This is a genomic window from Streptomyces sp. UC4497 (assembly GCF_054871485.1).
The window spans coordinates 233,800-248,316 of the sequence record NZ_JBTYHB010000004.1; the positions used below are offsets into that span (position 1 = coordinate 233,800).

Annotated in this window: 13 protein-coding genes and 1 pseudogene; 11 read left to right on the forward strand and 3 right to left on the reverse strand. The window is 69.5% G+C overall.

Annotated elements, in window-relative coordinates; all coding sequences use genetic code 11:
* Window positions 1–15 precede the first annotated feature (15 nt).
* From ACYSUO_RS08265 to ACYSUO_RS08280, 4 genes are read left to right on the forward strand one after another with little or no spacing between them, the layout of a single operon-like run.
* Window positions 16–1,161 carry an ABC transporter substrate-binding protein gene (locus ACYSUO_RS08265; RefSeq protein ID WP_461775381.1) on the forward strand — a complete coding sequence of 382 codons (1,146 nt, stop codon included), beginning with the start codon at window positions 16–18 and terminating at the stop codon, window positions 1,159–1,161.
* A gap of 20 nt (window positions 1,162–1,181) precedes the next feature.
* Entirely contained in the window at window positions 1,182–2,051 is an 870-nt protein-coding gene (locus ACYSUO_RS08270; protein WP_266717104.1) for a branched-chain amino acid ABC transporter permease, read from the forward strand.
* The gene (locus tag ACYSUO_RS08275; protein ID WP_461775382.1) at window positions 2,048–3,892 is read left to right on the forward strand and encodes a branched-chain amino acid ABC transporter ATP-binding protein/permease; all 1,845 of its coding nucleotides are present in this window, start codon (window positions 2,048–2,050) and stop codon (window positions 3,890–3,892) included. The genes ACYSUO_RS08270 and ACYSUO_RS08275 overlap by 4 nt, the downstream gene beginning before the upstream one ends.
* The gene (locus ACYSUO_RS08280) at window positions 3,889–4,647 is read left to right on the forward strand and encodes an ABC transporter ATP-binding protein (protein ID WP_461775383.1); all 759 of its coding nucleotides are present in this window, start codon (window positions 3,889–3,891) and stop codon (window positions 4,645–4,647) included. Before ACYSUO_RS08275 ends, ACYSUO_RS08280 begins: the two co-directional genes overlap by 4 nt.
* On the opposite strand, the gene ACYSUO_RS08285 is transcribed toward ACYSUO_RS08280, so the two are convergent.
* Window positions 4,604–6,379 carry an FAD-binding protein gene (locus tag ACYSUO_RS08285; protein WP_461775384.1) on the reverse strand — a complete coding sequence of 592 codons (1,776 nt, stop codon included), beginning with the start codon at window positions 6,377–6,379 and terminating at the stop codon, window positions 4,604–4,606. The two genes, ACYSUO_RS08280 and ACYSUO_RS08285, sit on opposite strands and share 44 nt — an antisense overlap.
* A 204-nt stretch (window positions 6,380–6,583) precedes the next feature.
* Between ACYSUO_RS08285 and ACYSUO_RS08290 the strand changes: the two genes are divergently transcribed.
* A complete protein-coding gene (locus ACYSUO_RS08290; protein ID WP_461775385.1) occupies window positions 6,584–6,844 on the forward strand; it encodes a hypothetical protein in 261 nt (86 codons plus the stop codon).
* Window positions 6,845–7,184: 340 nt separating this feature from the next.
* Window positions 7,185–7,379: pseudogene (locus ACYSUO_RS08295) on the forward strand (aldehyde dehydrogenase family protein); the annotation flags it as partial.
* On the opposite strand, the gene ACYSUO_RS08300 reads toward ACYSUO_RS08295, so the two are convergent.
* The gene (locus ACYSUO_RS08300; protein ID WP_461775386.1) at window positions 7,368–8,225 is read right to left on the reverse strand and encodes a MurR/RpiR family transcriptional regulator; all 858 of its coding nucleotides are present in this window, start codon (window positions 8,223–8,225) and stop codon (window positions 7,368–7,370) included. The pseudogene ACYSUO_RS08295 and the gene ACYSUO_RS08300 sit on opposite strands and share 12 nt — an antisense overlap.
* Before the next feature lie 13 nt (window positions 8,226–8,238).
* The gene (locus ACYSUO_RS08305; RefSeq protein ID WP_461775387.1) at window positions 8,239–8,541 is read right to left on the reverse strand and encodes a putative quinol monooxygenase; all 303 of its coding nucleotides are present in this window, start codon (window positions 8,539–8,541) and stop codon (window positions 8,239–8,241) included.
* A gap of 161 nt (window positions 8,542–8,702) precedes the next feature.
* Here ACYSUO_RS08305 and ACYSUO_RS08310 point away from each other — a divergent pair, with 161 nt between their 5' ends.
* From ACYSUO_RS08310 to ACYSUO_RS08330, 5 genes are all read left to right on the forward strand, one after another.
* A complete protein-coding gene (locus ACYSUO_RS08310; protein ID WP_461775388.1) occupies window positions 8,703–10,076 on the forward strand; it encodes an MFS transporter in 1,374 nt (457 codons plus the stop codon).
* Window positions 10,073–11,293, forward strand: coding sequence for a metal-dependent hydrolase family protein (locus ACYSUO_RS08315; protein ID WP_461775389.1), 1,221 nt, complete (start codon window positions 10,073–10,075; stop codon window positions 11,291–11,293). The genes ACYSUO_RS08310 and ACYSUO_RS08315 overlap by 4 nt, the downstream gene beginning before the upstream one ends.
* Before the next feature lie 153 nt (window positions 11,294–11,446).
* Window positions 11,447–12,061 (forward strand): TetR/AcrR family transcriptional regulator, encoded by a 615-nt coding sequence (locus ACYSUO_RS08320; RefSeq protein WP_461775390.1) that lies wholly within the window; start codon window positions 11,447–11,449, stop codon window positions 12,059–12,061.
* 172 nt (window positions 12,062–12,233) lie between these two features.
* Complete coding sequence (locus ACYSUO_RS08325; protein WP_461775391.1) at window positions 12,234–13,205, forward strand: alpha/beta hydrolase; 972 nt, start codon at window positions 12,234–12,236, stop codon at window positions 13,203–13,205.
* A gap of 185 nt (window positions 13,206–13,390) precedes the next feature.
* Window positions 13,391–14,350 carry an NAD(P)H-quinone oxidoreductase gene (locus ACYSUO_RS08330; RefSeq protein WP_461775392.1) on the forward strand — a complete coding sequence of 320 codons (960 nt, stop codon included), beginning with the start codon at window positions 13,391–13,393 and terminating at the stop codon, window positions 14,348–14,350.
* Window positions 14,351–14,517 lie beyond the last annotated feature (167 nt).

A 14,517-nucleotide genomic window follows, 5' to 3' on the forward strand; every position in this document is an offset into this window, starting at 1 on the left:
CAACGAGGTGACCTCATGATCCGCACCACCCGCACAGCCGTCTGCACGGCCGCCGCGCTGGCCGCCGCCCTCACCGCGTGCAGTGCGCCCGGCGAATCCGGCGACTCCGACAAGGACTCGTCGGGCCCGATCAAGATCGCCGTCGTCAACGCGCAGAGCGGACAGCTCAGTTCGCTCGGCGACTGGGAGTACAAAGGGGCCAAGCTCGCCATCGACGAGTGGAACAAGAAGGGTGGCGTCGACGGCCGGAAGATCCAGGTGAAGCTCTTCGACGACCAGGGCGACCCGACCACCGGCACCAACATCGCCCGGAAGCTGGACAGTCAGGGCTACGTCGCGATGATCGGCACGGCGGAGAGCGCGGTGACCGTGGCCATGGCGCCCATCCTCCAGCAGGCCAAGATCCCCAACATCACCTCGGGGCAGGCCGACGCCCTGGTCGACGTCGGAAGCCCGTACCTCTTCCTCAACGGGCCCACCTCGACGACGTACGACGCGACGCTCGCCGAGTACCTCGTCAAGGACAAGGGCCACAAGAAGATCGCGATGATCTCCAACAATGGCTCCTTCGGCAAGGGCGAGCACGACGCGTTCCTCAAGGCGGCCAAGGACCTCGGTGTCACCCCGGTCACCGACCAGGTGGTCACCACCGACCAGAAGGACTTCAGCAGCGCCCTCACCAAGATCCGCGCGAAGAAGCCCGACGTCGTGTTCATCGGCTCGGAGGAGGTCGAGGCCGGCCTGATCGTCAAGCAGGCGCGGGACCTGGGCATCACCGCGCCCTTCGCGGGCGCCGCGCCGCAGGGCACGCCGGTCTTCATCGACACCGCGGGCAAGGCCGCCGTCGAGGACACCATCGTCAGCTCGCCGTACCTGAGCAACGACGTCAGCGCCGCGTCGAAGAAGTTCGCCGCCGCCTACCAGGCCAAGTACAACAAGGCCGCCGAGCTGCACGGCGCGAAGGCCTACGACGGGACGAACATCCTGCTGACCGCGCTGAAGACCAGCAAGGCCGCCACCGGCCAGAAGCTCGCCGACGCCATCCGTGACACCCGCTACGACGGGCTGCTCGGCGACTTCGAGTTCGGCGAGGACGGGGTCGGCATCACCAAGACCACCATCGGTGTCATCCGCGCCGGCAAGCTCGTCCCGCAGCAGTGACCCGGGGGAGCTGAGCAGACATGCAAGAGACACTGCAGACACTCGTCGGCGGACTCAGCCTCGGCGCCGTCTACGCCCTGGTGGCCATGGGCTTCTCGCTCGTCTACCGGACCATGGGGCTCGTCAACTTCGCCCACGCCGACATCGCGATGATCGGCGCCTACGCCGCGTCGACCTTCTACCTCACCTCCAAACTGCCGTTTGCCGTCGCCATGATCGTGGCGATCGTCGTCACCGGAGCCATCGGTCTCGTCATCGAGCGCGTGCTGCGCCCGCTGGAGAACAAGGACTTCGACCTGATGCTGATCGGCACGATCGGCTTCGGCATCGTCCTCCAGGCCGTCGCCATCCTGATCTGGGGCACCACGGGACGGGCAGTCCCCTCGCCCGTGCCGTCCGCCCCGCTGGAACTCTTCGGCGTCCGGGTACGCACCTACGACCTGGTGGTCATGGCCGTCGCCGCGCTCGCCGTGACCGGCCTCGCCTGGTTCCTCGCCCGCACCAAGCGCGGCGCCGCCATGCAGGCCGTCGCCATGGACCACGAGGCGGCCACCGCCGTCGGCATCAACGTCGGCCGCAGCAACGCCCTCGCCTTCAGCATCGGCGCGGGGCTCGCCGCGCTCGCCGGCGGGCTCGTCGGACCCATGCTCTACGTCGACGCCTCGCTCGGCGGCGCGCTCGGCATCAAGGGCTTCGCCGCGGCCATGCTCGGCGGCTTCGGCTCCATCCCCGGCGCCGTCGTCGGCGGCCTCGCCATCGGCGTCCTCGACTCCTACGCCGCCGGACACTTTCAGGGCTACTCGGTGCTCGTGACCTTCCTGGTCTTCACCGTCGCCATCATGATCCGCCCGATGGGTGTCTTCGGGGAGAGGACGGTGAGCCGCGCATGACCCGCCGCTATCGACTCGGGGGCCTCGGCGTACTCGCGGTGGCCGGCTGGCTGCTGCCGTACGGCCTCGGCGGCTACGCCATCCACATCGTCAACATCGCCCTCATCTATGCCCTGTTGGCCATCGGCATGGGCCTGGCCATGGGCATCTCCGGGCAGATCAACCTCGCCCAGGTCGCCTTCTTCGGCGTCGGCGCGTACGCGGTGGCGATCCTCACCACCCACTCCGGGTACGGCTTCTGGCTTGCGGCGGTGCTCGCCCTGCTTGCCACGGTCGCCGCGGGCCTGCTCGTCGGCATCCCCGCGCTGCGCATGCAGTCCCACTACCTGGGCATCGTCACGCTCGGCCTGGCCCTCGGCTTCATCAACTGGATCACCAACGCGTCCATCACCGGCGGCGCCGACGGCATCTCCGGCATCCCGCAGCCGACCCTGCCCGGCATCGACCTCTCCAGCGAATACCTCTATTACTACCTGGAGTTGGTGATCTGCGCCCTCGGACTCGGCTTCGGACTCTTGGTCGTCCGTACGTCGCTGGGCCGTCGGCTGCGCGCGATGCGCGACGACCCGTTGGCCGCGGGCGCGATGGGCGCGGAGATCCCGCTGCTGCGCATGACGGCCTTCCTCCTCGCCAGCTTCTACGGAGGCCTGGCAGGGGTGCTGTACGCGGGGCTCATCCGTTACGTGGCCCCGGAGACGTTCTCCATCGCCAACATGTTCATCCTGCTCGCCATGGTCATCATCGGCGGCCGCCGCTCCCTCGTCGGCTGCGTGGTCGGGGCGGTCGGCCTCACTCTCATCCGCGAGTGGCTCTCCGACTTCTCGACGTACGCGCAGCTCGGCTACGGCGTCGTGGTCGTCCTGATGGTCGTCTTCGCACCGACGGGCCTGGCCGGAATCCCCTCCCGTATAAGGGAGTTCACGAACAGGCGGCGGGGGAGGAGCGAGGACCGCGCGGTACTGCGCCCCTTCCAGCCGTACGAAGTGGTGCCCACGCCCGACGATGCCGCCGAGGGGGCCCTCCTGGACATCCGCTCGGTCACCAAGGACTTCCGCGGTCTACGGGCGTTGGACGACGTCTCCCTCACGGTGCGCCCCGGTGAGATCCGCGGCATCGTCGGCCCGAACGGCTCCGGAAAGACCACCCTCTTCAACGTCATCACCGGCTTCTACCGGGCGAGTTCGGGAACGGTCGCCTTCGCGGGCCGCGACACCACGACCACCCGCCCCTACGCGTTGTCGCTCCTCGGTGTGGCGCGCACCTTCCAGAACCTGCGCCTGTTCGGCCAGTTGACGGTCCGTGAGAACATCCTCGTCGCTCTCGACAGGTCCCGCACCCGCACGATCTGGCAGTACGCGCTGTGGCAGCCGGGAGTGGCCCGGCGGGAACGTCGGCTGCGCCAGGAGGCCGCCGAACTCCTGGACCGCTTCGGCCTCACCGACTTCGCACGCTCCGCGCCGGGCTCCCTCCCGTACGGCATCCAGCGCCGCATCGAGATCGCCCGCGCCATGGGCGCCCGCCCGCGCCTCCTCCTGCTGGACGAACCGGCCGCGGGCCTCAACGGGGACGAAGTCCGCCAACTCGCGGACATCGTGCGCTCCATCCGCGACAGCGGCACCACGGTCGTCCTCATCGAGCACAACATGGGCCTGGTCATGTCGCTGTGCGAGCGCGTCACCGTCCTGTCCAGCGGCGGTGTCATCGCCGAGGGCACACCGGCCGAGGTGGTCGCGTCGCCCGAGGTGATCGAGGCGTACCTCGGTGACTCGGCGATGGCCCACGACGTCCCGCTTCCGGCGCCCACACCACCGCTGCCGCTGCCGAAGGAGCCGACCCGGTGAAGCTGATCCCCGCTCCACGCCCCCGCACGCCCGCCGCCCCGTCCGCCGCGACACTCACCGTGGACGACCTGTCCGTCCACTACGGAGGCGTCCGCGCGGTCAGCTCCATCGGCTTCAGCGTCGAGCCGGGCGCGTCGGTCGGCATCATCGGGGCCAACGGCGCGGGCAAGACGTCCACGCTCAAGGCGGTGATGGGCCTGGTCCCGCGCGGCGGTGGACGCATCACACTGGGCGACCTCGACCTGACCCGCGTACGGGCCCGCGACATGGTCCGGCACGGCATCGGCTACGTACCGGAGGGCCGCCATGTGTTCCCCGGCCTGACGGTGGAGAAGAACCTGCTGCTCGGCGCGTACGCCCGCGCCTGGGACGACGACACCCGGTCCACACTCGCCGAAGTCCACGAACTCTTCCCGGTCCTGGGGGAGATGGGCCAACGACTGGCCGGAGCCCTGTCCGGCGGCCAACAGCAGATGCTCGCCATCGGCCGGGCCCTCATGGCACAACCCCGCATCCTGCTCCTCGACGAACCCTCGATGGGCCTGTCACCCAAGCTCGTCGGCGACATCCTGCGCGTCCTGACCCGCCTCCGTGAGGACGGCCTGAGCATGCTCCTCGTGGAACAGAACGCCAAGCTCACGTTCGGCGCGACGAGCCACTGCCTGGTCATGGAGAACGGCGCCGTCGCCATGACCGGCACCTCGGAGGAGCTCAGCGAGGACCCGCGGGTCCGGCAGATCTATCTGGGGCTGTGACGGACGGGTCGGCGGCGCCCGTGGTGTGTCGGGCTACGTGGCGGGCCGCCACGTAGCCGAAGGTGAGTCCGGCACCGACCTGGCAGCCCGCGCCCGGGTACTCCGAGGCCATGACCGAGTGGGCGTCGTTGCCGCAGGCGTAGAGGCCGGGGACGGGGGCGCCCTTCGCGTCGAGGACACGGGCCTCGGGGTCGGTGCGCAGGCCGAGCGCGGTGGCCAGCGGCGTAGGGACGACGGCGATGGCGTAGAAGGGACCCTTCTCGATCGGGCCGAGGTTGACGTTCGGGGTGTGGGCCGGGTCGCCGTACTGGCGGCCGAAGGGGTGAGAGCCCTTGCCGAACTCCTCGTCGACGCCGGTGGCCGCGTACCGGTTGCTGTCGTCGACGGTACGGGCCAGGCCCTCGGGGTCCACGCCGATCGACGCGGCGAGCTCGCGCAGGGTGCGGCCCGTACGCAGATACCCGGACGCGATGTGGCGCCGCAGCAGGGACTTCGGCAGGTGCGGATGGACCATGCCCAGTCCGTACTTGGCGAGGGTGCGGGCGTCCGTGACCAGCCAGGCCGGGATCGAGGGCACGGACTTGTGCGCGTCGTACATGGCGCGGGTGAAGCGGTGGTACGAGACGGACTCGTCGACGAAGCGGCGGCCGGCGGCGTTCACGGCGACGATGCCGGGCTTGGCGCGGTCCCAGATGTGCGGGAAGACGGCGGTGGAGCCGTCGCGGCGGCGGCCGATGGAACTGGGGAACCACAGCGCGTTGTCGTCGCGGGACTCGCCGAGCACCCCGCCGACCCCGGCGGCCAGGGAGATGGTGTCGCCGGTGGCCCCCTCGCCGGCCCGCGTGAACTGGGGTGTGGGAGACGGCAAATGACGCGCTCTCAGCTCATGACTCGCAGAGAAGCCACCCGCCGCCAGCACCACGCCCCCACGCGCACCGACCCTGACGGTGCGCCCCCGGTGCGAGACGACGGCGCCGACGACACGACCCTCGCCATCGGCGACGAGTTCACTGGTAAGGGCCGTGAACCAGACGTCGCCGCGGCGGCGCAGCAGCTGGTGGTACAGGTTGGCGACCAGGGCGTTGCCCATGGCGAGGCGGGTGCCGCGCGGGTGGCCCAGCATGTCCCACGCCCAGCGCACCCCGAGGCGCAGGGCGGTGGCGACGCCGCGCGGTGAGCCGTCGAAGATGCTCAGGAGCTGGTTCACCTCGGGGCGGCGGACCATGAGCGTGCCCCGGAACAGCGCGAACTCCGGGACCGGGCGGCGGACCCGGCCGAAGCGTGCCTTGCCGAGCCTGCGGCCGTCGAACGTACGGGGTTCCAGGGCGCGGCCGATGCCGAACCCGGCGATCTCGGGGTGATAATCGACGACGGTCCTGGAGTGCCAGAAGCCGACGCCGAGCCGCTTCTCCAGGTAGTCGACCATGGCGGGACCGTGGGCGAGGTAACTCTCCCGCAGCGCACGGGGCGCCCGATCACCGACGAGCGCGTCGAGGTACTCGTGCGCCGCCTCCGTGTCGGCGGCCGGATCCTGCTGGTGACGGTGGCCGGGAATCCAGGCGGTGCCGGCCGAATAGGCAGTGGTTCCGCCCAGCCACTCCGTCTTCTCCAGGACGAGAACGTCAAGCCCCTCCTCGGCGCCGACGGCCGCCGCGCCGAGCCCGCCCGCCCCGGAGCCCAGGACCAGCAGGTCGACCTCGTGGTCCCAGGTGTGCTCGCGCTGCTCCGCCATGGTCAAGATCCTTTCATGGTGCGGGGGTTCGGGGAACGGTCGCGGGGAGGGGGGGCAGTGCGGTGCTGGTGCCGGTGCGGGGACGCTGTTCGGCGCGTCCTCGGATGGGTGCTGTGACCTCAACATCCCTTACCCCGTAACGAGGTTGAAAGCCCACCCCTCGTGCGAAGATGCCGCAAGGTGAACAGACACGGGGGGGGTGTCATGGCAGACGATTCGGTTCCTGACCTGTCGAGGAACCTCACAGACCGAGATCTTGCGCGCCTGATGAAGCGCGGCACGGATGAACTCGCCGACGATCCGACCGCGGCGGAAATCCGCGAGCGAATTCAGGACAGAGAGAACCTGGAACAGGACCGGGATCACAGGGAACGGTCCGACCGCAGTGCGGTCATCGGGTTTCTGTCCGGAGTGGCCATCCTGGTCATTGTCATCGTCGTCTCCATCGTGACTTTCGAGCCGTAAGACCTTTCGACTTCGCGCTGCCGCGTGGTGAACGGCGAGGCTGCAGCGGGTTTCCGCGCCGGACGCCGGTGTGGGAGGAGGTACTCATGGAGGAGAGGGCGCCCGGGCCGGTCGGCGCAGATCGGGACTATGAGTGCCAGATCTACGTAGCCGCTCCCAGCTGTGATCGGTTGATGGAACAGGTGGCAGCCGCCCTGAATGTGTCATACGGCGCGGATCGCGGGCTGACCTATGGATGCGTCGGCGTGGAGTGGGCGCACAGCTACTACGAAGGCACTGGTGCTCGCGACGACTTCCTCGACTGGCGCTCGCTCCTCATGTGCCAACCGCGCCGCGGTGCCTCGCCAACTCCTCGCCGTACGGCCTCAATGCGAGCGTCTGGTCCGGCAACGGGGCCCGCGGCCGTGCGGTGGCCGCCCGCGTCCATGCCGGGACCGTCAACGTCAACGAGGCGTTCGCCGCCGCCTGGGGCAGCATCGACGCCCCGATGCGCCGTCTGGCGCCGGCCGCACACCACGGCCCGTCAGGGCTGATCGTCCATCAAGTCCAGGTCGTTCCAGGCGTGTTCCACGCGACCCACCGACCGCAGCCGGTCGGGGGAGGTGCCCAGTTCCGCGACGACGGCCTGCACGGCCGAGACCATCGCGGTCAGCGACGGGGTGGAGTGCAACCCCTCGATCGGCGTCACGAGAACGTGGTCGGCGTCCTCCGCCAGGGGAGAGGAGCGCAGGTCGGTCAACACGCAGACGGTCGAACCCTGTTCGCGGGCGAGCCGGGTCAGCCCGCGCAGGGCCCGGGTGAGGCGCCAGATGTTGATGGCGATGACGCAGTCGCCCGCCTGGAGGTGGCTCAGTCGCACGGCCTGCACGGTGGGGGCGCCGAGGGCGAGTTGGATGTCGTAGCCCATGATGGCGCCCAGGTGCGCCAGGATGTGGGCCGGGCCCGCGGCGCTGCCCGAGCCGACGATCAGGGTGCGACGCGCGGTGCGGATGGCCCCGGCGATCTCGCGGATCGCCTCGACGGATTCCGTGGTGTTCAGCGATTGCAGGTTGGCGGCGTCCTGGTGCAGTGCCCGGGCGGCGGCGTCCTGCGCGTGGCTCGGTGCTCCTTCGGTCCCGGTCAGCCGGTCGAGGTAGAGGCCGCGCAGCCCTTCGCGTAGCGCCGGCCATCCCTCGAAGCCGAGCTGCTGACAGGTGCGTACGACGGTGGAGGTGTTGGCCCCGGCGCGCTCGGCGACCTCACGGGCCGAGGCGTAGCTCGCGAAGTGCGGCTCGCGGACCAGGACCCGGACCACGCGTTCCGCCTGCGGGCCCAGGGCCGCGTACCCCTCCTGGTTGCGCAGCCAGGTCTCGATCACGGACACGGGCGACTCCTCGGCCACGGGACACGCCCGTTCACGGGCGGCCCGACACGGTATGGGCGACGTCGAACAACTGGCTGTGCACGGCGTCCGGCGAGCTGAAGAAGCGTGCCATGCCCTCCGCCAGCTCGGCCCGGCGGGGTGACTGCTGCCACGCGGCGTACGCGGCCATGTCGGGCCACACGGCGGTGACGACCAGCTCCTGCGCATCTTCGCTGGTCAGGATGCGGGACTCAAGAGCTCCCGAGGCTTCGAGGATCTGTCGGCGGCGGTAGAAGGCGAGGAGTTCGCCGGCCGTGCCGGGCGTGGGGCGCAGGGTGAGTACCGAAATCTTCATGCATCAACCATTGCATGGATTGACTCTGTGCATCTAACGTTGCGCCGCATCGAGTGCGGGACCCCGTTCGTGGAGGCGCAGTGAACCCTTCCCAACCGTCACAAGCACCACAGACATCACAGGCATCACAGACGTCACAGGCACTGAACGGCGAGGACCTGTTGCACAGGCTCGACCGTCTTGAGCCCTCATCCGCACACCGCCGCCTGATGTTCCAGGGCGGCCTCGGCTACACCTTCGACTCCTTCGACGGCGCGCTGATGGGCTACGCCCTGTCCGCGGTCATCGCCTTGTGGAGCATCGACGCCGGACCGGCCGGCTGGCTGCTGTCCTCGCTCTACTTCGGCTACCTGATCGGCGCCCTCGGGGCCGGCGTGCTCGCCGACCGGTTCGGTCGACGGCGCCTGATGATGTTCGCGCTGCTCATCTTCTCTGTCTTCAGCCTGTTGATGGCCACCTCGACCGACCCGACCCAACTCTTCGTCTGGCGAGCCCTGTCGGGCATCGGAGTGGGCGCCGAGAGCGTGCTCGTCGCGCCCTACATCTCGGAGTTCCTGCCCGCCCGCTACCGCGGCCGGTTCGTCGCCCGCACGGTCGGCTTCCTCTCCTTCGGCTACATCCTGGCCGGTGTCGTCGCGGCCGTCGTGATCGGCCCGCACGCGGAGACCGGGTGGCGGATCGCCGCGCTGATCACGGCTCTGCCCGTGGTGCTCCTCCTGTGGTGGCGCAAGAGCCTTCCGGAATCCCCGCGCTTCCTCATCGCTCGTGGGCGGCTCGCCGAGGCCGAAGAGGTGGTCCGTCGGTTCGAAAGCGCCGCCCCCAGTGCCGCTTCCACACCGCAGAGCCCTCACACCGCTCCCGCCCCACCGGCACCGAGCGCACCAAACACCCCGGCCACGCCAAAGAGGCCGACTCTCGCCCAACTGACCGCCCTCTTCGGCCCCGGCCTGGCCCGCCGGACACTCGTCCTGTGGGTCATCTGGTTCACCCTGACCGGTGTCAACTACGGCTTCGCCAGCTGGCTCCCCACCTTGCTGGTCACCGCGAAGGGCTTCGCCATCACCAAGTCCTTCCTCTACGGACTGGTGACCGCCCTCGCCCAAGTGCCCGGCTACTACATGGCCGCCGCCCTGATCGACCGCATCGAACGCAAGTGGGTCATCGCCCTCTACGCCACCGGCGCCACCCTCTCCGCCCTCCTGGTCGCGCTCACCGACAGCGAGGTGCTGCTCCTGGTCGGCGCCGCCTTTCTCGCCGCGTTCATCAACGGCTCCGCAGCGGCCTACTACGTCTACACATCGGAGTTGTATCCCACCGCCATCCGCACCACCGGCATGGGCGCCGCCTCCGCGGTCGGACGGTGCGGTGCCATTCTCTCGCCCATCGCCATCGGCTACCTGTACGGCGCGGTCGGCTTCAGCAAGGTGTTCCTCGGCCTCGTCGGCCTGCTCGCCATCGCCGTCCTCGTCGTCACCGTGTTCGGCGAGAGGACGGCCGGACACAGCCTTGAGCACATCGAAAGTAGGACCGCATGAACCGCCTGCTCATCACCGACGCACACCTGCTGCACCCGGAGACCGCCGAGATCACCGACACCTCCTGGGTCGAGGTCGCGGACGGCCGGATCGCCGCCACCGGCACCGGCCGGGCGCCCGAGCCGACCGACGACGTCCGACACATCGACGCAGCGGGCGCCACCGTCATGCCCGGACTCGTCGACGCGCACGTCCACCTCCTGCTGAGCACCCTCGACCGCCAGGAGTCCGCCTCCTGGACCCCCGGGTACGCCACCGTCCGCGCCCTCGCCGAAGCCGGCCGCATGCTGCGCCGCGGCTTCACCACCGTCCGCGACGTCGGTGGCGCCGATTACGGAATGGCCCGAGCCATCGAGGAGGGACTGGCCCCGGGCCCCCGCTTGATCTTCGGCGGCAAGGCGCTGTCGCAGACCGGCGGCCACGGAGACCTCCGCCCGCTCGGCGACGACACCATGCCCTGCTGCCAGGCCCGCCCCGCCTTCTCCCGCATCGCCGACGGTGTTGACGCCGTCAAGGCCGCCGCACGCGACGAGTTCCGCAAGGGCGCGGCACACTTGAAGATGCTCCTCAGCGGAGGTGTCGCCTCACCTCACGACGAGGTCTCCGAAGTCCAGTACACCGACGAAGAGATGCGCGCCGCTGTCACCGAGGCCAAGAACCACAACCGGTACGTGACCGTGCACGCCTACCACCCCCGCGGCGTCAACCGCGCCCTACGAGCCGGTGTGCGCTGCGTCGAACACGGCAACCTCATCGACGACGAGACCATCCGCCTCCTGCTGGAGAACGACGCCTACCTCGTCCCCACCCTGATCACCTACGACCAAATGGCCAAGTTCGGCGAGAAGTTGGGCATGGCGGAGGCGTCCCGCCGAAAGATCGCGGACGTCCACGAGGGCGGCCTCGCGGCCCTCGAACGCGCCCACAACGCAGGCGTCAACCTCGTCTACGGAAGCGATCTGCTCGGCCCCATGCAGACCGCCCAACTCGAAGAGTTCACCCTGCGCGCCGAGGTCCAGCCGGCCGCCGACATCGTACGAGCGGCCACCAGCACCGCAGCCCGCCTGCTCAACCTGGAATCCCGGATCGGCACCCTGGCCGTCGGCGCCGACGCGGATCTCCTCGTCGTCGACGGAAACCCGCTGGACGACATCGGCGTCCTCACCCGCCCGCAGGACAACCTCCGGCATGTCATCAAGGGCGGCGCCGTCACCTGAGGTTCGTCGCGGGGCGGCCCGCCTGCGGGAACAGTTCGCCGCACATCCGGGATCCCCTCTTTCGTTTCCCCTCTTTCGGTTCGATCGCTTACGGTGTATGCACCGTTCACATTAGGGACAATGTCGACGGTGCGAACACAGAGGAGCGTGACCATGCCGCAAGGCGCTGCGTACCACCACGGGGATCTCCGGGCGGCCTGCCTGCGGGCGGCGCGTGAGCTGCTGGAAGAGGACGGCAGTGCCGGCCTGTCGCTGCGTGCGGTGGCGCGCCGCGCGGGGGTGTCGGCGACGGCTCCGTACCGCCACTACGCGGACCGCGACGCGCTCGTCTCCGCGGTGGCGGCGGAGGGCTACCGCGAACTCGCCGAGCAGCTGGCCGCCGCGCACCCCGCACCCTCGACGCCGGACGACCTCGCGGCGGTCGCCGTCGTCTACGTGCGGTTCGCCCTCGACCACCCGGCGCTGTTCCGGGCGATGTTCGCCGAGCCCTGCGACCCCACCAGCGAGGAACGTGTCGCCGCGACGGCTGTCATCTCGGAGTACGTCCAGGGCATCGTCCGCAACGCCTTCCCCGGCTCGGACGCGAGTGTCCTGGCGACCACGGTGTGGGCCCTCGTGCACGGACTGGCCTTCCTGCACCTCGACGGCAAGCTCGACGCCTCCACCCCCGAGGCGGTCACCGGGCAGGTCCGCGCTGCCGTGTCCGCGCTGTTCACTGCCGCCCCGGCGTTGCAGGCGGCCGGGCAGGGCGAGACGGCGCCGGCCTAGGGCGGAGGGGGCCTTCGCCCACGGTCACCGCAATTCCGGCGGACGGTTTCGTGCCGTGTTGCGGACTGTGGGCGGGGCTTGAAGATGGGATGCGGGGGCGATGCACGTGGGTTCGACCGTCTGGTCCGACCGACGGAGTCATGCCTAAGGGGGCTCGTCACGAGGAGTGGACATGGTTGATCTGCCGCCGCCCATCACGCCCTACCTGGAGCCGGCCGCGAGGGAGCTGGCCGAGGCGACCGATCCACACCCGCGGATCTACGAAGTGCCACCCGAGAAGGGGCGCGAGATCCTGCTCGGGCTGCAGAACGACCCGAGTGTGCCGAGGCCCGACGTCGACGAGGAGTGGGTCGACGTGGACGCGGGCGAATGGGGCACGGTCCGTACCCGCATCATCCGGCCGAAGGGGTCGAGCGGTCCGTTGCCGGTGGTGTTCTACATCCACGGCGCGGGCTGGGTGTTCGGCGACGACAAGACGCACGACCGGCTGTTCCGTGAACTCGCCGTCGGCGCAGGCGCGGCAGGTGTCTTCCCGGTGTACGACCGGGCGCCCGAGGCCAAGTACCCGACACAGGTCGAGCAGAACTACGCGGTGGGCCAGTGGGTGCTGAAGCACGGTGCCGAGCACGGTCTGGACACCTCGCGGATCGCAGTGACCGGTGAATCGGTCGGTGGCTGCATGTCGGCGGTGTTCGCGCTGATGAACAAGGAGCGCGGTGGGATCGACCTCAAGGCGCAGGTCCTGCTGTATCCGGTGACGAACGCGGACTTCGACACCCCCTCGTATCTGCAGTTCGCCGAGGGCTACTACCTCACGCGTGACGGGATGAAGTGGTTCTGGGACGCGTACACCACCGACCCGGCGCAGCGCGCCGAGGTGCATGCCGCGCCGTTGCAGGCATCGCTGGAGGAACTCAAGGGCCTGCCGACGACGCTGGTCATCACCGATGAGGCCGATGTGCTGCGCGACGAGGGCGAGCAGTACGCGAACAAGCTCCGTGAGGCCGGGGTGGATGTCACCTCAGTGCGGGTTGCGGGCATGGTCCACGACTTCCTGCTCCTCGACAGCCTGCGTGACACGCGGGCGGCCAACGTCGCGCGGACCCTCGCCGTGGACGCGCTGAAGAGCGCACTGTGCGACTAGCGCAGAGCGCGAGCAGTGGCCCCGTGGCCCTGCGCGCAGACCGCCTCCCGGGCTCCAATGTTGACGTTGCTTACTTCGCGACGTAGTGTGTGCGGTGTAAACATTGGAGTGCGTGTCGCGCGGGCCGGGGCCGAATCGCCCGACCGCCCGCGGAACCCTCCCCTCAATCACGTGAACGGAATGTCATGAAGGCAGTGTCGATCAAGGAGCCCGGTGGGCCCGAAGTCCTGCAATGGGTCGATGCCGAAGACCCCGTACCCGCTGCCGGGGAAGTGGTCGTCGACGTGGTGGCCAGTGCGGTGAACCGGGCCGATGTCATGCAGCGGATGGGTCTGTACCCGGTCCCGGCGGGTGCGTCCCCGTACCCGGGGCTCGAGGTGTCGGGCCGCATCGGCGCCGTCGGTGAGGGAGTGACCGGCTGGAAGGTGGGGGACGAGGTCTGCGCGCTGCTGACCGGGGGCGGCTACGCGCAGAAGGTCGCTGTTCCGGCAGGGCAGTTGCTCACCGTGCCCAAGGGGATCGGTCTGGTCGAGGCGGCCGGGCTGCCCGAGGCGGTGGCCACCGTGTGGTCCAACCTGGTCATGACCGCGAGCCTCAAGGAGGGGGAGACCCTGCTCGTTCACGGCGGCGCGGGTGGCGTCGGCACCGCGGCCATCCAGATCGCCAAGGCGGTCGGTGCCCGGGTCGTCACCACCGTCGGCGGCCCGGAAAAGGCGGCCAGGGCAAAGGAGTTGGGCGCCGACGTGGCGGTCGACTACCGCACCCAGGACTTCACCGAGCACGGCCCCTACGACGTCATCCTGGACGTGGTCGGCGGCCAGTACCTCGAGCGGAACGTCCGGTCCCTGGCTCCGGACGGACGCCTCGTAGTCATCGGTTTGCAGGACGGCCTGGAAGGCCAACTCAACCTGGCCGACATGGTGTTCAAGCGGCTTGCCGTGCACGGCACGACCCTGCGCACCCGCTCCGCCGAGCAGAAGGCGGCCATCGTGGCCGAGGTCCAGAGCGAGGTCTGGCCGATGATCGAGAGCGGTGCCGTGCAACTGGTCGTCGACCAGACCGTGCCGATGGCCGAGGCCGCCGAGGCGCACCGGCTCATCGACACGGGTAAGCACATCGGCAAAATCCTTCTGGTGAACGCCTGACGCCTGAAGCCTGACTGAGTGATTGGCGCTCTTTCACGGCAATAGATTGCGGCTTGATGGCCCGGCCAGATCGCCTGGCAGACCCGGCGCCGCCGCGCGGAACCCAGCCCGGGACCAAACACCAACCAACGGATCAAACACTCAGTCAGGCCCTAGTGGGATCCGAG